This is a genomic window from Micromonospora sp. NPDC002717 (genome assembly GCF_040295705.1).
Classification (GTDB): domain Bacteria; phylum Actinomycetota; class Actinomycetes; order Mycobacteriales; family Micromonosporaceae; genus Micromonospora.
The window spans coordinates 1-16712 of record NZ_JBEOVW010000010.1 but is presented as its reverse complement, the minus strand read 5'-3'; the positions used below and the strand labels follow the sequence as shown (position 1 = coordinate 16712).

The 16712-nt window shown below is 77.2% G+C and carries 19 protein-coding genes and 1 rRNA gene; 9 read left to right on the top strand and 11 right to left on the bottom strand.

Features of this window, described 5'->3' with window-relative positions; translation table 11 throughout:
* The first annotated feature begins 34 nt into the window (after window positions 1-34).
* The 4 genes from ABT006_RS16740 (at window position 35) to ABT006_RS16725 (ending at window position 3688) form a co-directional block, all read left to right on the top strand.
* Window positions 35-1135, top strand: coding sequence for a FecCD family ABC transporter permease (locus ABT006_RS16740; RefSeq protein ID WP_502890995.1), 1101 nt, complete (start codon window positions 35-37; stop codon window positions 1133-1135).
* Window positions 1132-2160: a FecCD family ABC transporter permease gene (locus ABT006_RS16735; RefSeq protein ID WP_350707230.1), complete on the top strand. Its 1029-nt coding sequence runs from the start codon at window positions 1132-1134 to the stop codon at window positions 2158-2160. Before ABT006_RS16740 ends, ABT006_RS16735 begins: the two co-directional genes overlap by 4 nt.
* A gap of 47 nt (window positions 2161-2207) precedes the next feature.
* Window positions 2208-3044, top strand: coding sequence for an ABC transporter ATP-binding protein (locus ABT006_RS16730; protein WP_350707228.1), 837 nt, complete (start codon window positions 2208-2210; stop codon window positions 3042-3044).
* 80 nt (window positions 3045-3124) lie between these two features.
* Entirely contained in the window at window positions 3125-3688 is a 564-nt protein-coding gene (locus tag ABT006_RS16725; protein ID WP_350707226.1) for a GNAT family N-acetyltransferase, read from the top strand.
* Window positions 3689-3789: 101 nt separating this feature from the next.
* On the opposite strand, the gene ABT006_RS16720 is transcribed toward ABT006_RS16725, so the two are convergent.
* The 7 genes from ABT006_RS16720 to ABT006_RS16690 form a co-directional block, all read right to left on the bottom strand.
* Window positions 3790-4482 carry a RibD family protein gene (locus tag ABT006_RS16720; RefSeq protein WP_350707224.1) on the bottom strand — a complete coding sequence of 231 codons (693 nt, stop codon included), beginning with the start codon at window positions 4480-4482 and terminating at the stop codon, window positions 3790-3792.
* Window positions 4475-5134 carry a GTP cyclohydrolase II gene (locus ABT006_RS16715; RefSeq protein ID WP_350707222.1) on the bottom strand — a complete coding sequence of 220 codons (660 nt, stop codon included), beginning with the start codon at window positions 5132-5134 and terminating at the stop codon, window positions 4475-4477. Before ABT006_RS16715 ends, ABT006_RS16720 begins: the two co-directional genes overlap by 8 nt.
* Window positions 5135-5145: 11 nt before the next feature.
* Window positions 5146-6078: a lysylphosphatidylglycerol synthase domain-containing protein gene (locus ABT006_RS16710; RefSeq protein ID WP_350707220.1), complete on the bottom strand. Its 933-nt coding sequence runs from the start codon at window positions 6076-6078 to the stop codon at window positions 5146-5148.
* 69 nt (window positions 6079-6147) lie between these two features.
* Window positions 6148-6963, bottom strand: a complete 816-nt coding sequence (locus ABT006_RS16705) for a methyltransferase domain-containing protein (protein ID WP_350707218.1) — start codon at window positions 6961-6963, stop codon at window positions 6148-6150.
* Window positions 6960-7988 (bottom strand): glycosyltransferase family 4 protein, encoded by a 1029-nt coding sequence (locus ABT006_RS16700; RefSeq protein ID WP_350707652.1) that lies wholly within the window; start codon window positions 7986-7988, stop codon window positions 6960-6962. Before ABT006_RS16700 ends, ABT006_RS16705 begins: the two co-directional genes overlap by 4 nt.
* A gap of 118 nt (window positions 7989-8106) precedes the next feature.
* Window positions 8107-8505 (bottom strand): 6-pyruvoyl trahydropterin synthase family protein, encoded by a 399-nt coding sequence (locus tag ABT006_RS16695; protein WP_350707216.1) that lies wholly within the window; start codon window positions 8503-8505, stop codon window positions 8107-8109.
* Window positions 8506-8508: 3 nt separating this feature from the next.
* Window positions 8509-9489 (bottom strand): zinc-dependent alcohol dehydrogenase, encoded by a 981-nt coding sequence (locus ABT006_RS16690; protein ID WP_350707214.1) that lies wholly within the window; start codon window positions 9487-9489, stop codon window positions 8509-8511.
* A 91-nt stretch (window positions 9490-9580) separates the two neighbouring features.
* Here ABT006_RS16690 and ABT006_RS16685 point away from each other — a divergent pair, with 91 nt between their 5' ends.
* Both ABT006_RS16685 and ABT006_RS16680 read left to right on the top strand, forming a co-directional pair.
* On the top strand, window positions 9581-10375 hold the full coding sequence (locus tag ABT006_RS16685) for a CDP-alcohol phosphatidyltransferase family protein (RefSeq protein ID WP_502890990.1): 795 nt from the start codon (window positions 9581-9583) through the stop codon (window positions 10373-10375).
* Window positions 10368-12107 carry a sulfatase-like hydrolase/transferase gene (locus ABT006_RS16680; RefSeq protein ID WP_350707212.1) on the top strand — a complete coding sequence of 580 codons (1740 nt, stop codon included), beginning with the start codon at window positions 10368-10370 and terminating at the stop codon, window positions 12105-12107. Before ABT006_RS16685 ends, ABT006_RS16680 begins: the two co-directional genes overlap by 8 nt.
* Before the next feature lie 235 nt (window positions 12108-12342).
* On the opposite strand, the gene ABT006_RS16675 is transcribed toward ABT006_RS16680, so the two are convergent.
* From ABT006_RS16675 to ABT006_RS16665, 3 genes are read right to left on the bottom strand one after another with little or no spacing between them, the layout of a single operon-like run.
* Complete coding sequence (locus ABT006_RS16675) at window positions 12343-12945, bottom strand: GerMN domain-containing protein (RefSeq protein ID WP_350707210.1); 603 nt, start codon at window positions 12943-12945, stop codon at window positions 12343-12345.
* On the bottom strand, window positions 12942-14270 hold the full coding sequence (locus tag ABT006_RS16670) for a sensor histidine kinase (RefSeq protein WP_502890994.1): 1329 nt from the start codon (window positions 14268-14270) through the stop codon (window positions 12942-12944). The genes ABT006_RS16675 and ABT006_RS16670 overlap by 4 nt, the downstream gene beginning before the upstream one ends.
* 23 nt (window positions 14271-14293) lie before the next feature.
* Window positions 14294-14968, bottom strand: coding sequence for a response regulator transcription factor (locus ABT006_RS16665; protein WP_350686351.1), 675 nt, complete (start codon window positions 14966-14968; stop codon window positions 14294-14296).
* Between the two features lie 212 nt (window positions 14969-15180).
* On the opposite strand from ABT006_RS16665, the gene ABT006_RS16660 reads away from it, so the two are divergent.
* The 3 genes from ABT006_RS16660 to ABT006_RS16650 are packed head-to-tail and all read left to right on the top strand — an operon-like array spanning window position 15181 to window position 16551.
* Complete coding sequence (locus tag ABT006_RS16660; RefSeq protein WP_350707207.1) at window positions 15181-15552, top strand: GlsB/YeaQ/YmgE family stress response membrane protein; 372 nt, start codon at window positions 15181-15183, stop codon at window positions 15550-15552.
* Window positions 15549-16211, top strand: coding sequence for an STAS domain-containing protein (locus ABT006_RS16655; protein WP_350707205.1), 663 nt, complete (start codon window positions 15549-15551; stop codon window positions 16209-16211). Before ABT006_RS16660 ends, ABT006_RS16655 begins: the two co-directional genes overlap by 4 nt.
* 40 nt (window positions 16212-16251) lie before the next feature.
* The gene (locus ABT006_RS16650) at window positions 16252-16551 is read left to right on the top strand and encodes a BON domain-containing protein (RefSeq protein ID WP_350707203.1); all 300 of its coding nucleotides are present in this window, start codon (window positions 16252-16254) and stop codon (window positions 16549-16551) included.
* A gap of 68 nt (window positions 16552-16619) precedes the next feature.
* Here the strand turns inward: ABT006_RS16650 and rrf are convergent.
* Window positions 16620-16712, bottom strand: a 5S ribosomal RNA gene (gene rrf, locus ABT006_RS16645); the annotation flags it as partial.

Here is a 16712-nt window from a genome sequence, read left to right as displayed (position 1 = left end):
CCATGGACAGCGGGGTTAGGTTAACCTAACCTAAATCGCTGTCAAGCCCCGCCCGAAATCACGCACCACATCGGAGCCCACACTGTCCGCCACCCTCACCTCACGCAACGGCGCGCCACCGGCACCGCCCGTCACGCCCCGGCGTGACCGCGCCGCGCCGCGGGCCGCCGGCCTCGCGGCGTCGGTGCTGCTGCTCGTCGCCGTCGCGGTGCTCAGCATCGCCGTGGGCGCCAAGCAGCTCCCGCTCACCGACGTGTGGCAGGGCCTGCTGCACCGGGACGCCGCCGAGTACGCCGTCGTGCACCGGATGCGGCTGCCGCGTACGCTGCTCGGCCTGCTCGCCGGCGCGGCGCTCGGCGTGGCCGGCGCGGTGATGCAGGCGCTGACCCGCAACCCGCTGGCCGACCCCGGGCTGCTCGGCATCAACGCCGGCGCCTCGGCGGCGGTGGCCAGCGCGGCGGCGCTGCTCGGCATCGGCGGCGTCGGCGGCCAGGTCTGGTTCGCGCTGCTCGGCGCGGCCGTCGTCACCGCCGCCGTCTACCTCGTCGGCGGCGGGCGCGGGGCCACCCCCGCCCGGCTGGCGCTGGCCGGCGCGGCGCTCAACGCGACCCTCTACTCGTACGTCAGCGCGGTGATGCTGCTCGACACGGCGTCGCTGGAACGGCTGCGGTTCTGGACGGTCGGCTCGCTGGCCAGCGCCGAGGCGTCGACCGTGCGCACGGTCGCGCCGTTCATCGCGGCGGGCCTGCTGGTCGCCCTGGCCGCCACCCGCGCGCTCAACGCGCTGGCGCTCGGCGACGACGCGGCGCGCGCGCTCGGCGCCCGGCCGGCCCTCGTCCGGGGCACGGTCATCGTGGCGATCACGCTGCTCTGCGGCGCCGCCACGGCGGCCTGCGGGCCGATCGTCTTCGTCGGGCTGCTGGTGCCGCACCTGGTCCGCGCGCTCACCGGACCGGACCTGCGCTGGCTGCTGCCGTACTGCGCGGTGCTCGCCCCGGTGCTGCTGCTCGGCGCCGACGTGCTGGGCCGGGTGCTGAGCCGGCCGGGCGAGCTCCAGGTCGGCATGGTGACCGCCGTGGCGGGCGGGCCGCTCTTCCTCTGGCTGGTGCTGCGCGGGCGGGTGGCCCACCCGTGATCACCATCCGCACCCCCGGCGGCCTGTCCCTGCGGCTGCGCCCCCGCGCCATCGCCGTCGGCCTCACCTGCGTGGTGCTCGCCCTGGCGCTGAGCGTGCTCGCCATCGGCAGCGGCGACTACCCGATGAGCCCCGCCGACGTGCTGCGCGCCCTCGCCGGCCGGGGCAGCCCGGCCGAGGAGTTCATCGTCACCGAGCTGCGGCTGCCCCGGCTGGTGACCGCACTCTGCGTCGGCGCCGCGCTCGCGCTGGCCGGCGCGGTCTTCCAGTCGCTGGTCCGCAACCCGCTGGGCAGCCCCGACATGCTGGGCTTCACCCAGGGCGCGTCGACCGGCGCGCTGGTCGTGGTGGTGCTCGGCGGCAGCAGCGTGCTGCTGGCCTCGGCGGCGGTGGTCGGCGGCCTCGCCACCGGCATCCTGGTGTACGCGCTCGCCTGGCGGCGCGGCGTGCACGGGTTCCGGCTGATCCTGGTCGGCATCGGCACCATGGCGATCCTCACCGGCGTCAACGGCTGGCTGCTGACCCGGGCCCAGCTGATGGACGCCGCCCGCGCCGTGCTCTGGCTCACCGGCAGCCTGGACGGGCGCGGCTGGGTCAACGCGCTGCCGCTGCTGGTCGCGCTGGCGGTGCTGGTGCCCGTGCTGCTGGTCGGCTTCGGGCCGGCCCTGCGCTTGGTCGAGATGGGCGACGACACCGCCTCCGCCCTCGGCGTACGCGTGGAGCGGGTGCGCCTGGTCGTGCTGGCGGCGGCGGTGCTGCTGGTCTCCCTCGCCGCGGCCGCCGCCGGGCCGGTGAACTTCGTGGCGCTCACCGCACCGCACCTGGCCCGGCGGCTGACCCGGGCGCCGGGGCCGAACCTGCTGCCGTCGGCGGCCGTCGGGGCGGTGCTGCTGGTCGCCGCCGACCAGCTCGCGGTACGCGCGTTCCCCGGGCACCAACTGCCGGTGGGCGTGGTGACCGGGGTGCTGGGCGGCGCCTACCTGATCTGGCTGCTCGCCACCGAACGCCGGGCCGGCCGGCTGTGACCGCGCACGGCCGGCGGGCCGCCCACGACGAGAACGGAGCACGGAGCATGCAGTCCCGGCTGAGCGGCAGCGCGATGACCCTCGCCTACGAGCGGCGGACCATCGCCGAGGACCTGAGCGTCGCCGTGCCCGACCGCTCCTTCACCGTCATCATCGGCCCCAACGCCTGCGGCAAGTCGACCCTGCTGCGCGCCCTGTCCCGGCTGCTGAAGCCGACGGCCGGGGCGGTGCTGCTGGACGGGGAGGACATCCACCGGCTGCCGGCCCGGGGCGTCGCGCGCACCCTCGGCCTGCTGCCGCAGACGTCCGTCGCCCCGGACGGCATCGGCGTCGCCGAGCTCGTCGCGCGCGGCCGGTACCCGCACCAGGGGCTGCTGCGGCAGTGGTCGCGCGAGGACGAGCGGGTGGTCGCCGAGTCGATGGCCGCGACCGGGGTGGCCGACCTGGCCGACCGGCCGGTCGACGAGCTGTCCGGCGGGCAGCGGCAGCGGGTGTGGATCGCAATGGCGCTGGCCCAGCAGACGCCCCTGCTGCTGCTGGACGAGCCGACCACCTACCTGGACATCGCCCACCAGATCGAGATCCTCGACCTCTGCGCCCGGCTGCACGAGGAGCAGGGCCGCACCCTGGTGGCGGTGCTGCACGACCTCAACCACGCCGCCCGCTACGCGACGCACCTGATCGCGATGCGCGACGGGCGGGTGGTCGCCGCCGGCCCGCCCCGGGAGGTGGTCACCGCGGAGCTGGTCGAGGAGGTCTTCCGGCTGCCCTGCCGGGTCATCGACGACCCGGAGACCGGCACCCCCCTGGTCGTCCCCGCCGCCCGCCGCCGGACCGGCGCGGGCGCCCCGGCGGTCGCGGTCGCCGGCGGGGGCCCCGCCTGAGCCCCCGCCTCCCGTCGGCCGGGCGCCACGCGGGGGCCACGTCCGTGCGCATCGACCGGAATCGTCGTACGGTGGGCGCGATGCGTGAGGCGACCAGCACCTACGGACAGGACGTCGACGGGTTCGGCCGGGTCACGATCCGCCCCGTCGACCCGGACACCGACGTCGACCTGATCCACGGTTGGGTCAGCGAGGAACGGGCCCGCTTCTGGGGCATGCGCGACGCCGGTCGCGAGCGGGTCGCCGAGATCTACCGCTACCTGGACTCGCTGACCACCCACCACGCGTGGCTCGTGCACCGCGACGGCGTGCCGGTCGCGCTGTTCCAGACGTACGAGCCGGCGGCCGACCCGGTCGGCCAGTGCTACGACGTCCGGCCCGGCGACCACGGCGCGCACCTGCTGATCGGCCCGCCGACCACGACCGAGCGGGGCTTCACGGGCGCGCTGCTGGACGTGTTCCTCGGCTTCGTCTTCGCCGACCCGCTGCGCCGGCGGATCGTGATGGAGCCGGACGCGCGCAACGACAAGGCGGTGGACCGGCTGCTGCGGACCGGCTTCGTCGCCGGCCCGCTGATCGACCTGCCCGAGAAGCGGGCGCGGCTGATGTTCCTCGACCGGGAGTCGTTCGAGGCACGCCGCTGACCGCCGGAGGCGCTCCCCGGGGCCAGGCGGCGGGGCCCCGCCCCACGTGCCACCCCGGCCCGGCCGTGCACGGTCCGGCCGGCGGGCAACGCCGGGTGGGCTCAGTCCCCGTCGCACCGCGCCGAGAGGGCGTAGCGGATCAGCACCACGTCGCCGATCTGGCGGGCCTCCGCCACCCGGGCGCGGCGGCCGGGGTGCCACGGGAACCGGCCGTCGCCGACGAACCGGGGCGCCCGGCGGTCGCCGACGAAGAACGGGGCCACCACCAGGTGCAACTCGTCGGCGAGGCCGGCGGCGAGGAACTGCGCGAGCACGGTCGGCCCGCCCTCCACCATCAGCCGGCGCACGCCCCGTGCGGCGAGGTCGGCCAGCGCCCGCGCCGGGTCCACGGGCTCGCCCGCGTCCACCACCGTGGCCAGGCCGGCCAGCCGGTCCGCGGTCTTCTCCACCGTCGAGGTGGCGCAGTGGACGATCCGGTCGGCGCCGCCGGTGGTGAAGAGCCGGGCGGTCGGGTCCAGGTCGCCGCAGCCCGTCCACGTCACCCTGAGCGGTGAGGCCGGCAGGCCGCGGGCGAGGCGGGCGGCGCGGCGCCGCGCGGAGCGGACCAGCAGGCGCGGGTTGTCCCGCCGGACCGTGCCCGCGCCGACCAGGATCGCGTCGCAGCCGGCCCGGACCTCGTCGACCCGGTCCAGGTCGGCCTCGTTGGACAGCACCAGCCGCTGCCCGCTCGCGTCGTCCAGGTAGCCGTCCATCGACGTCGCGCAGCTGAGCAGGACGTACGGGCGCTCAGTCACGGACGAGCGGGAGGTCGAGGGCGTGGTCGCCGCGGCTGGCCTTCGCCGCCAGATAGCCGGCGTTGGCCGGGGACAGGTACACCCCGGTGGCGACCCGCGAGGCGACCGCCACCCCGAGGCGGCCGAGCTGCGCCGCCTTGTCCGGGTTGTTGCTCAGCAGCGCGACCCGGTCCACGCCCAGGGCGGCGAGCATCTGCGCGGCCACGGTGTAGTCCCGCTCGTCGGGCCGGTGCCCCAGCGCCAGGTTCGCCTCGTACGTGTCCAGCCCGGCGTCCTGCAGCGCGTACGCGTCGAGCTTGGCGTACAGGCCGATGCCGCGTCCCTCCTGGCGCAGGTAGAGCAGGTAGCCGCCGGCGGCGGCGATGCGTTCGACCGCCTCGCGCAACTGGGGGCCGCAGTCGCAGCGCTGGCTGCCGAACACGTCCCCGGTCAGACACTCGCTGTGCGGGCGCACCAGCGGCGGCGACGACGGAGGCGCCGCCCCCCGGTCGCGCGGGCCGGCCCGGTCACCGAGGCCGAACGCGAGGTGCTCCCGGCCGTCGGCCAGGCCGTCGAAGGAGAACACCCGTGCGGTGGTGGCGTATCCGTCGGGGAACCTCAACGGGACCGTGACCTGCGTACGGACCGTGGCGGCGGGCGGGGTTTCGGACATCGGACTCCTCGTCAGACGGTGCCGGCGGACACGCGGACACGACGGGCCACCAGGACGGCGGCGCCGGGAAGACTCGCGACGAGCACCAGGGCCCCGTACACCGTCGCGGCGGCCACGCCCTCGGCGGCGGTCAGGCCGGCGGCGTCGAAGGCCCACGCGGCCACGCCCTCCCGGGGGCCGAAGCCGGCGACGTTCGCCGGCAACCCCGTGGCCAGCAGGGCCAGCAGCGTCAGCGGCACCAGCAGGGTCAGCGGCGCGGTGGAGCCCGCGGTGCGTGCGGCCAGCACGAACGTGGCCAGGTGGCCGGCGACGGCCACGGTGGACGCCACGAGCACCCCCAGCCAGGTCCGGCGGGCGAGCAGCCCGGCCCGGACGTCGGCCGTCGCCGCGCGGGCCGCCCGCGCCCACCGCGACGGCCCGGCGGTGGGCAGCGCGCGGGCCAGCACGACGGCGCCGAGCCCGGCCGCCACCAGCAGCACGCTGACGGCCGGCAGGTACGGCCGGACCGGGGAGGGGAACGCGGCGAGCACGACCACCGCGACGGCGGCCAGCACCACCTGCCCGGCGGTGCGCTCCCAGACCACCGCGCGGACGCCCCGGCCGACGTCGCCGACGTCGCGGCCGTGCCGCACCGCCCGGTGCACGTCACCCAGCACGCCGCCGGGGAGCGTCGCGTTGAGGAACACGGCGCGGTAGCAGTGCGCGACCGCGGTCGGCAGCGGCAGCCGCACACCCAGTCCCCCGGCCACCAGGCTCCACCGCCAGGCGCAGCAGACGGTGGTCACCGCCCCGATGGCGAGCGCGGCGGCCAGCGCCGGGGCGTCGATCAGCCGGAGCCCGTCGAGGAACGGGCCGGCGCCCAGCCAGCCCAGCAGCACGAGGAGCACGGCCAGGCCGCCGAGCGCCCGCGCCCACGCCCCGAACCGCCGCGCCGGCACGGTCACGTCGCCTCCACCTCGGCCCTCCCTCGGCGGTCTTCCTGTCGGTAGGCACGCACCGGACACCTCCCGGGTTCAGCCACACCCTGCCACCAGGTCCAGGTGGTCGACCAGCACGCCGAGCCGGCCGGCGGCGATCTCGGCGCGGCGCCGGCGGGCGTACGCCCGGGTCGGGCCGACCAGCTCGGGCCGCTGCTCGATGGCCGCGTCGAGCCAGCCGGTGAACCATTCGCCGGCCAGCGCGGCCTGCTCCGGGCCGAGCCGCCACGGGCTGGGCCGCAGCGCCACGTCGACGCCGTGCCGGGCGAACGCCGCCGCGCAGGCGTCGACGGCGTCGGGCCCGAGCAGGGCGCGCCCGCCGACCGTGCGGCGCTGGTGGTCGTTGAACGCGGCGGCGATCTCCGCGTCCCACGGGTCGGCCGGGGTGAGCCGCACCCGGCCGGTCACCGAGAGGGCCAGCAGCGTCGGGCGGCCGGCCCCGGCGCAGGCCACGACGAGCCGCTCGACCTCCTCGGCGGTGAACATGTCCAGCAGCGCGGACGCGGTCACCAGCGACGCGCCGGCCAGGTCGGCGGCGGTCAGCCGGGTGAGGTCGCCGCGCCGGACCTCGGCGGTGACCGGGCCGCCGCCGGCGGCCCGGGGCAGCCCGGCGGCCGCGCGGGCCAGCAGGTCGGCGTCCTGGTCGTGCAGGACCCAGTGCTGCGGCCCGGGCAGTCGCGGGGCCAGCCAGCGCCCCATCGACCCGGTGCCCGTGCCGAGGTCGTGCACGACGAGCGGCCCGGCCAACCGGCCGCGGACGAGGTCCACCAGGTCCCCGGCGCGGGCCGCCGCGTCGGCGGGCTCGCGCAGCGTCAGCCAGTCCGCGAAGTGCGGCGGCAGCTCCACGGTCATGCGGTCGTCACCCCTTCCAGCACGGCGCCCGCCACCGTCGCGGCGACCGGCCAGCCGTCGAGCGTGTCCCGCCGGTCGCGCGCCGCCCGCCGCAGCCGCCGGCGCAGCCCCGGCTCGCCGAGCCAGCGCCGCAGGGCGCCGGCCAGGGCCGCCGGGTCGTCGGGCGGCACCAGCAGGCCCGGCGGCGTGCCGTCCGGCGCGCGGCCCAGGGCCTCGGGCAGCCCGCCGGCGGCGGTGCCCAGCACCGGGATCCCGCGCGCGAGCGCCTCGGTGACCACCATCCCGTACGTCTCCCGGCGCGAGGCCAGCACCAGCAGGTCGGCGGCGGCGTACGCGGCGTCGAGAGCCGGCCCGGTGCGCGGGCCGACCAGGCGCACCCGGTCGGCGAGGCCGCGCCCGACCAACTGCCGGCGCAGCCGCGCCACGAAGCCCGGGTCCCGGGTCAGCGCGCCCACGCAGACGCAGTCCCACGGCAGGTCGGCAACCGCCGCCAGGGCCTCCACCAGCACGTCGTGCCCCTTGTGCGGGGCGACCGCCGCGACGCAGAGCAGGTTCCCGCCGGCCGGCGTCCCGGGCGTGGGCGGGGCCGGGTCGACGCCCGGCGGGGCGACGTGCACCCGGTCGGCGGGCAGCGCGTACCGGTCGAGCAGTCGCCGCCGGGTCCACTCGCTGGTGGTGACCACCGCGACGGCGGCGCTCAGGGCCGCCCCCTCGGCGTCGTGCTCCAGCGGCAGGTGCACGACGACGACGAGGCGCAACCGCCGGGCGTGCGGGGTGAGCGCCTGCGGCGCGGCCGAGGCGACCAGCCCGTCGAGCAGGGCCACCGCCCCGTCGGGCAGCGCCGCGAGCACCCGGGCGAGCCCGGCGCGCGCGGTCGCGTCGGGATGGGGCCAGTCGCCGGGCACGGCGTGCTCCCGGACCGCCCAGCCGGCCGCCGACAGGCCCCGGCAGAGCCGGCGGTCGTACGTGTTGCCGCCGCTCGGCGTGGCCGGGTCGTCGATGTCGTTCGGCAGCACGACGTGCACGGTCGCCCGGCGACGCCCGGCGACGGTCGGGCCCTCGCCTCCGCCCGGCGGGGCCTTGTGGTCGCCCGACGCGGCCCCGCTTCCGGCCGGCGCGGCCCCATGGTCGCCCACCCGGGCCTCAGAGGGGCCGCTCGTAGCTGGCCCAGGCGACGTGCGACTCGTGCAGCGTGACGGTGATGCCGGCGAGCCCGCGGGCGCCCGCGCCGAGGTCGCCGGCCCGCACCCGCGCGGCGAGGCGGTCGGCGACGGTCCGGGCGAGCACCTCCGTGGTCGTGTTCACCCCGGCGAAGGCCGGCTCGTCGTCCAGGTTGCGGTAGGTCAGCTCCCCGAGCACGGCCCTGAGCTGCTCGGTGGCCAGTCCGATGTCGACCACGACGCCGTCGGCGTCGAGGTCGGCGCGGCGGAAGGTGGCGTCGACGACGAAGGTCGCCCCGTGCAGGCGCTGCGCCGGGCCGAACACCTCCCCCCGGAAGCTGTGCGCGATCATCATGTGGTCACGGACGGTAACGCTGAACACGGATCACTTCCCGTCGTAGGTGATGAGGTGGCACAGCGCGGGCAGGCTGCCCGCGGCCAGGCGGGCGAGCACGTCGGGCAGCTCCGCGAACGGGGACTCCCCGGTCAGCAGCGCGTCGAAGGCGGGATCGGCCAGCAGCTCCAGGGCCAGCGCCAGCCGGTCGGCGAGGGTGCGGCTGTCCCGCCGGGCCGGCGCGACCGCGCCCACCTGGCTGCTGCGGATGTTCAACCGTCCGGAGTGGAACGCCCCGCCCAGCGCCAGGTCGACGGTCCGGTCGCCGTACCAGCTCAGCTCCACGACCGTGCCCTCCGGGCGGAGCAGTTCCAGCGACCGCCGCAGGCCGGCGGCGGTGGCGCTCGCGTGCACCACCAGGTCCCGCCCGCCGGCGGCCCGCGCGGGCGGGGCGAACCCGACGCCGAGCGCGGCGGCGACCTCCGCCCGGGCCGGGTCGGCGTCGACCAACTCGACCCGCACGCCGGGGAAGCGGCCGAGCAGGGCCGCGACGCAGCAGCCGACCATACCGCCGCCGACCACGCTCACCCGGTCGCCGACCAGGGGCGCGGCGTCCCAGAGCGCGTTCACCGCGGTCTCCACGGTCCCGGCGAGCACCGCGCGGGCCGGCGGCACCGCATCCGGTACGGGCACCACCGCCTCGGCCGGGACCACGTACGCCGTCTGGTGCGGGTGCAGGCAGAACACCGTCCGGCCGCGCAGCTCGGCCGGCCCCTGCTCGACCACGCCCACGCTGAGGTAGCCGTACTTCACCGGCGCCGGGAAGTCGCCCTCCTGGAACGGCGCGCGCATCGCGCGATGCTGGTCGGCGGGGACGCGACCGGCGAAGACCAGGGTCTCGGTGCCCCGACTGACACCGGAGTAGCGGCTGCGCACGAGCACCTCACCGGGGCCGGGGACGGGCAGCGGCGCCGCCCGGATCTCGCCCTCGCCGGGCGTACGGAGCCAGAAGGCGCGCGCCTCACGGGTCACCGGCTCCCCTCACCCGCGTCCGGAGCGAACCGGACGGCGACATTTCCCGTAGTTCCTGTCGAGAGTCATCGATCATAGACACGGAGGCACGGTGCCCACGGTTCGAAGAGGCCCGGCAATCGGGTTCGTCGTCCAGATCGTCCTGCTGGCGGGACTGGCCGGCACGGTCGGCCTCGGGCCGGCGGGCTGGCTCGCCGGGACCGCGTACGGGGCGGTGCTGTGCCTGGCGCTCAGCCGGGGGCTGCGCCGCGTGGCGGGGCGCGTCCTCGGGCCGGCCGACCGGGTGACGCTGGCCCGGGCCCTCCTCGTCGGCGGCGTGACGGCGCTGACCGTGGACGCGCTCCCGCCCGCCGTCGACCGGGCCGCGCCGGTGGGGATGCTGGTCGCCCTCACCGCCGTGGCGCTGGCGCTCGACGCGGTCGACGGGTACGTGGCCCGGCGTACGGGCACCGCCAGCGCGCTCGGGGCACGCTTCGACATGGAGGTCGACGCGTTCCTCATCCTCGTCCTCGGCCTGCACGTCGCGCCTGCCGTGGGTGGCTGGGTGCTCCTCCTCGGCGCCATGCGGTACGCCTTCGTCGCCGCGGGTTGGGCGCTGCCCTGGATGCGCCAGCCGCTGCCGGCGCGGTACTGGCGCAAGGTCGTCGCGGCGGCGCAGGGCGTCCTGCTGCTGGTGGCGGCGGCCGGGGTACTGCCGGGGTCGGGGACCGCACTCGTGCTGGTGGTGGCGCTGGCCCTGCTCGTCGAGTCGTTCGGCCGCGACGTCGGCTGGTTGTGGCGGCACCGGCCCGCCCGACCGGCCCCGCCCCGGCGGCCCGGGGCGGCGAGCCCGGTCGGCGCGCGGCCGTCGCCGGTACGCCGGGAACTCGTCGCCGCCCGTGACTGACCGCCGCTCGCCCGCGCCGCACCCGGACCCGCCGCCGCCCGCGCCGCACCCGGACCCGCCGCCGCCCGCGACCGACCGCCGCTCGCCCGCGCCGACCGACCGCGACTCGACGGCACGTACCCCCGGGCCGGTCGGGGCTCGGCGGGGAGCGCGCCGGGTCGCGGCGCGGGTGATCACCGCGTCGGCCGCCCTGCTGGTGCTGGCCGCCCTGACCGTGCCGCACCAGCCCGGTCGGCTCACGCCCGGCGGGTTCGTGCGGATCCCCCTGGAGGGGCTGCTCGCCGTCGCCCTGCTGCTCGCCCTGCCGGGGCGGGCGCGGCGGCCGGTGGCGGCGCTCGCCGGCGCGCTGCTCGGCCTGCTGACCGTGCTGAAGGTCGCCGACCTGGGCTTCCTCGCGGCGCTCGGCCGCCCGTTCGACATGGTGCTCGACTGGGCGCTGCTCGACGACGCCGTCGGGTTCCTCACCGACTCGCTGGGCCGGGCGGGCGCGACCGGCGCGGTCGTCGCGGCCGTGCTGCTGCTCGCCGCCCTGGTCGTCGGGACGACGCGGTCCGTGCTGCGGCTGACCCGCCTGCTGGTCCGGCGCCGCACGGCCACGCGGCGGGGAGTCGCGGGGCTGGTGGTCGTGTGGCTGGCCTGCGCCGCGTTCGGCGTGCGGATCGTCCCCGGCGTACCGGTCGCCGACACGGCCGCCACCGACCTGGTCGGCGGTCACGCGCTCCAGGTACGCGCCCGGCTGCGGGACCGGGAGGTCTTCGCGGCCCAGGTCGGGGCCGATCCGTTCCGGGACGTCCCCGGCGACCGGCTGCTGACCGCGCTGCGGGGCAAGGACGTGGTGGTCGCCTTCGTGGAGAGCTACGGCCGCGACGCGGTGGAGGACCCGGAGTTCGCCCCGGCCGTCGGCGCGGTGCTCGCCGACGGGGACCGCCGCCTGCGCGCGGCCGGCTACGCCTCCCGCAGCGGCTTCCTCACCTCGTCGACGGTCGGCGGCGGCAGCTGGCTGGCCCACGCCACGCTGCTGTCCGGGCTGTGGATCGACAACGAGCAGCGGCACCGCAGCCTGCTGGCCAGCGACCGGTTGACGCTGGGCGGCGCGTTCCGCCGGGCCGGTTGGCGCACGGTGGGCGTGATGCCGGCCGCCACCCGGCCCTGGCCGGAGGGCGCCTTCTTCGGCTACCAGCGCTTCTACGACGGTCGCAGCCTCGGCTACCGGGGGCCGAGGTTCGGCTACGCGCCGATGCCCGACCAGTACACGCTGGCCGCCTTCGAGCGCCTGGAGCGGGCTCGGGCCAACCGGGCGCCGGTGATGGCCGAGATCGCGCTCGTGTCGAGCCACTCCCCCTGGACGAAAATCCCCCGGCTGGTCGACTGGGCGGCGGTCGGCGACGGCAGCGTTTTCCACGGGGAGACCGAGGAGAGCCCGTCGTCGCAGGCGCGTGCCGGCTACCGCCGGGCCGTCGGATACTCGCTGGCCGCCCTCGTGTCCTACGTGGAGAGGCACGGCGACGACGACCTCGTGCTGGTCTTCCTCGGCGACCACCAGCCCGCCCCGGTCGTCACCGGCGACGGCGCCGGCCGGGACGTGCCGGTCACCGTCGTCGCCCGCGATCCCGCCGTGCTGGACCGGATCGCGGGCTGGGGCTGGACCGACGGCCTGCGGCCCGACCCGGACGCTCCGGTGTGGCCCATGGACGCCTTCCGCGACCGGTTCCTGACCGCCTTCGGCGGATGACTCCCCCGGCGCTCCGGGGCTGACCGGGGGCGACGCCATCGGCACCTGCCCAGTCGCGGCCCCGGCGGTCTGCCGGCGGGCCGCCTGCTCCGGTGCCGGTCTGCGAGCGGCCCTGCCTGCTCCGGTGCCGGTCTGCCGGCGGGCCGCCCTGCTGCGGTGCCGGCGGGCGGCCCCGCCTGCTTCTGCCGGCCGTCGCAGGCGACCCGGCGGCTCCGACCGGCGGGGAGGCCGGCCGTCACCGGGGCGCGACGAGGTCGGCGTAGTCGGCGACGGTGAGGGGGCGCCGGGACAGCGAGCCGTCGGCGCGCGGCACTCCGAGCGGCACTCCGCCCCGCAGGAACGCCACGGTGTCGACGTCGGAGCGGGCGGTCAGGGTGCAGACGATCTGGCCGAAGGCGAGGACCTCGTCGCTGCGGCCCGTCTCGTCGCCTGCCTCACCGACGTCGACGTCGACGTCGGTGCCCCGGGGTCGGGCGACGGCGGCCGCGACGGCCCCGGGGAGTGCGGTGCTGAGGCCGCTGTCGCGCTCGGCGGCGGTCGGGCCGGCGAGCAGTTGCTGGAGCTGGGCGTCGACGGTGGGCGTGGCGTCCACCCGGCGCTCGACGGGCACCAGGCGGTCGTCGCGGACGAAGCAGAGCACCGCCGTCGCCCGCCCCGCCGTCAGGGTCGGGGTCGGGGTCGCCACGACCGTGCCCGAGGTGGGGAACGGCCCGGGCGGCGGCGCCACGGTGCGGGGGGTGTCCTCCGTCGGGACGCCGCAGCCGACGAGCAGCCCGAGGGCGACGAGCGCAGCACCGGCCCCCCGCCACCGTCCCGGCCGGCGCGCGCGGCGGCTCACGACGACACCCCGGGCAGCTCGACCCGGAAGCGGGCGCCCCCGCCGGGACGGTCGCCCACACCGGCGCGTCCCCGGTGCGCGGCGGCGTGCTGGGCGACGATGGCGAGCCCGAGGCCGGTGCCGTCGCCGGCCGCGCGGGCGTGCGCGGCGCGGCCACGGACGAAACGGTCGAAGACGACGTCCCGGTCGGCCGGGGGCACGCCCGGCCCCTCGTCGTCGACCTCGACGATGCCCGTCCCGCCCCGCTGCGACAGCCGCACCGCCACCGGGCCACCGCCGTGGCGGACCGCGTTGTCGACAAGGTTGGCCAGGATCTGCTCGACGCGGCGCTGGTCGACCAGCCAGGTCGTGGCGGCCCCGCCGGCCGCGTGCACGAGCGCGCCCGGCAGCCCGCGTGCCTGGCACACCCGACGGGCCAGCGCCGCCACGTCGACCGGCCCCCGGTCCGCCGGCTGGTCGCTGCGGGCGAGCTGGATCAGGTCGTTGACCAGCTGCTGGAACCGGGTGATCTCGTCGGCCACCAGGCCGGCCGCGGTGGCGGTCCGGTCGTCGAGGTGCTCCCGGCGGCGGGCCAGGACGCTGGCCGCCGCCGCCAGGGTCTGCAGGGGCGAGCGCAGCTCGTGGCTGACGTCGGCGGCGAAGCGGCGGTCCCGCTCGATGCGCTGGGAGAGCTGGTCGACCATGTGGTTGAACGACGTGGACAGGCGGGTGAGGTCCGGGTCGGTGGTCGGCGCGAGCCGGGCGGAGAAGTTGCCGTCGGCGATCTCCTGGGCGGCGTCGGCCACCGCGGTCAACGGGCGCAGGCTGTGCCGGGTGGCGTACCAGCCCAGGGCGGCGCCGGAGCCGGCGACCACGATGGCGACGGCGGTCAGCGCGAGCGCCAGGACCTGGAGGGTCTCGTCCAGCTCGCGCAGCGAGGTCAGCTCGTAGTAGCTGGTGGACGGGGCCAGCGGCAGGCCGACGAGCAGGGTGGGTTGGCCGTTGACCCGCACCCGCTGCACGGCCGGCTCCCCCGTCCGGACGAGCTGTTGCAGGTCGACCGGGATCGCGGCGGTCAGGCCGGCGTCGGCGTTGCGGGCGTACCAGTCGTCGCCGCGGTGCAACAGCGGTCGGCGGTTGCCGCCGGTGTCGAGTGACCGCAGCACCTCCACGACGTCGGGGTCCTCCGTGTCCAGCCCGGCACGCACCACCGCCGCGTCGAAGTACGCCGCCCGCACCGCGGTGCGCTCCCGCTCGTCGAGCAGGGACCGCCTGGTCAACTCGTACGAGACGAGCGCCATGGACGCCGACAGCAGCAGCGCGCCGACGGCGAATCCGGCGGACACCCGGGCCCGCAGCCCGAGCCGCCTCACCGGGTCAGCTTGTAGCCGAGGCCGCGCAGGGTGACCAGGTGCCGGGGGCTGCCCGGGTCGTCCTCGATCTTCTGCCGCAGCCGACCCACGTGCACGTCGACGAGCCGCTCGTCACCGGTGTCGTAGCCCCAGACCCGCTGGAGCAGCTGCTGGCGCGACAGCACCCGGCCGGCGTGCTCGGCCAGCTCGCACAGCAACCGGAATTCGGTGCGGGTCACCGGCACCGGTCGGCCGGCCCGGCGCACCTCCCCCGCGTCCGGGCTGATCTCCAAGGGGCCGAACGTGAGGACCGGCACGGGCGCGGGCACCGCCCGGGCCCGGCGGCGCAGCGCCCGCAGGCGCGCCGACAGCTCCTTGACCGCCACCGGCTTGACCACGTAGTCGTCGGCGCCGGCCTCCAACGCCGCCACGATGTCGTGGGTGTCGTCGCGGGCGCTGACCACCACGATGGGTACGTCGTCGTCGCGGCGCAGTTGCCGGATGCACTCGAAGCCGTCGAGGCCCGGCAGCATCAGGTCGACCAGCACGTTGTCGGCCGGCTCCCGGCGTTGCATCCGCAGGCCCTCCTCGGCCGTGGCCGCCCCCCGGACGGCGTAGCCCTCGTCCTCGAGCGCGAGCAGCAGCGCCAGACGGATCCGGTCGTCGTCCTCGATCACCAGCACGCCCGTCATACCCGCATCATCCCCAAGGCGGGCGCGAGCGCCCAACCGTGTCCGGCGTTCGACGGTTTTGTCACGCAACTGTCATACAACCGCGTGGCCCGCGCCACGGGCGCCGCCCAGGGTGGTGTACGACACCGGTCCGGCCGCCAGTCACCGCGGTCGGGCCGGGCCCGCCGGAGCGGCAGCCGTCGACCGACCGGTCCTGCGGAGGAGGGAGCTAGATGACCGTCGCCGGTCTTCTCACCGCACTCGCCGTGGGTCTCCTCATCGCCGCGGCGGGCTGGCTGGCGCTCCCCCGCCGGCGGAAGGTGCCGGCCTGGCTGGCACTGGTGACCGGGATCGTCACCGCCGTCCTCGGCGTCATCCTGGCCCGCATCGTCGGCCTCGACACCGGCCGGTCCGGCCTGTGGCACCTGGCCGTACCGGCCGGCTCCGCCGTCCTCGGCGTCGCTCTCGTGGCCGCCACGGCGGGCCCGCGGCGCCCGCCCGTGCCGGCCCGCCGGACGCGGCCGGACCTCGATTCCCACCCGACGCCGCCGGTCGCGGACCGGCGCGTCGCCTCGCCCGACCTCCCGTGGAGGAAGACATCATGACCGTCGTACCGGACGACAACTCGATGACGCTGATCTGCGACAGCTGCGGAGACGTGACGACGGGAACCGCCTGCGTCCTGCCGGACGCCGAGGTCGTCTGGACCCTGGTCGCCGAGCACGGCTGGAGCGGCTCGCCCTTCGCGACGGGCCCGCACCGCTGCCCCCGCTGCAGCCTCCTCGGCCCGGACGCCGGGCGCGGCGGCGAGGCCGGTCGCGGCGCCCAGGTGGCCGGCGGGGTGTTGGGGGTGGACCACCTCGACGACGTCGCCGTGGCGACCGCCTCCGGTGACATCGACGTCGACATCGCCGACGACCTGCGGGCCGCGCTGCGGCAGGCGGTCGACGTCTGCGGGCACATCGTGGTCGACCTGACCCGGGTCCACCTGATCGACGCGAACGGGCTCGGCCTGCTCGTCCGGGCCCATCGCGAGGCCCGCGAACGCGGCGCCGTGCTCTGCCTCGCCGCCCCGTCCCGCTTCATCCTCACCGTCCTGCACACCATGCGGCTGGACGGCCTGTTCCCGATCTTCGCCAGCCCGGAGGAGGCCGTCCGGCGGCTCTGCCCGGCCGGGGCGGGCGAGCCCGCCGGGCTGACGGCCACCGTGGCCGGACCGGACCGGGCCGGCCACCCGGCGCCGGCCGACGCGCCGTCCCGCTGAGCCGACACCGTCACCCGCACTCTGGCGAGAGGACACCCACATGCTCATGCCCTGGCCGTACCCGGACGAGGGCGCGTTCCGTCCCGAGCCGCCCCGGCCGACGCCCGAGGACGAGGACGCCCGGTTGGCCGCGCTGGTCGCCCAGCGGGTGAGCAGCGACTGGACCACGCGCGGCCAGCAGATCGTGGTGACCGCGCAGAACCGGGTCGTCATCCTCACGGGCGTCGTGGCGGGCCGGGACGCCCGGCAGGTGGCCGCCGAGATCGCCTGGGACGTGCGCGGTGTCGTCGACGTCTGCAACGCGCTGCGGCTCGCCGGCCCCCGGCGTCCCCGCCGCTGACCGGCCCGGGCTCGACAAATGCGTTCAGGGCCACCCCCGAAAACGGGGGTGGCCCTGAACGGAAGATTGTCCGGCGGTGTCCTACTCTCCCACACCCTCCCGAGTGCAGTACCATCGGCGCTGGAGGGCTTAGCTTCCGGGTTCGGAATGTAACCGGGCGT

Excerpts from the sequence above, each read along its gene's own strand:
- ABT006_RS16665 (WP_350686351.1), bottom strand. The coding sequence starts at position 14,968 with ATGACGGGCGTGCTGGTGATCGAGGACGACGACCGGATCCGTCTGGCG.
- ABT006_RS16715 (WP_350707222.1), bottom strand. The coding sequence starts at position 5,134 with ATGTCCGAAACCCCGCCCGCCGCCACGGTCCGTACGCAGGTCACGGTC.
- ABT006_RS16655 (WP_350707205.1), top strand. The coding sequence starts at position 15,549 with ATGACCGTCGTACCGGACGACAACTCGATGACGCTGATCTGCGACAGC.
- ABT006_RS16705 (WP_350707218.1), bottom strand. The coding sequence starts at position 6,963 with ATGACCGTGGAGCTGCCGCCGCACTTCGCGGACTGGCTGACGCTGCGC.
- ABT006_RS16650 (WP_350707203.1), top strand. The coding sequence starts at position 16,252 with ATGCTCATGCCCTGGCCGTACCCGGACGAGGGCGCGTTCCGTCCCGAG.
- ABT006_RS16730 (WP_350707228.1), top strand. The coding sequence starts at position 2,208 with ATGCAGTCCCGGCTGAGCGGCAGCGCGATGACCCTCGCCTACGAGCGG.
- ABT006_RS16660 (WP_350707207.1), top strand. The coding sequence starts at position 15,181 with ATGACCGTCGCCGGTCTTCTCACCGCACTCGCCGTGGGTCTCCTCATC.
- ABT006_RS16725 (WP_350707226.1), top strand. The coding sequence starts at position 3,125 with ATGCGTGAGGCGACCAGCACCTACGGACAGGACGTCGACGGGTTCGGC.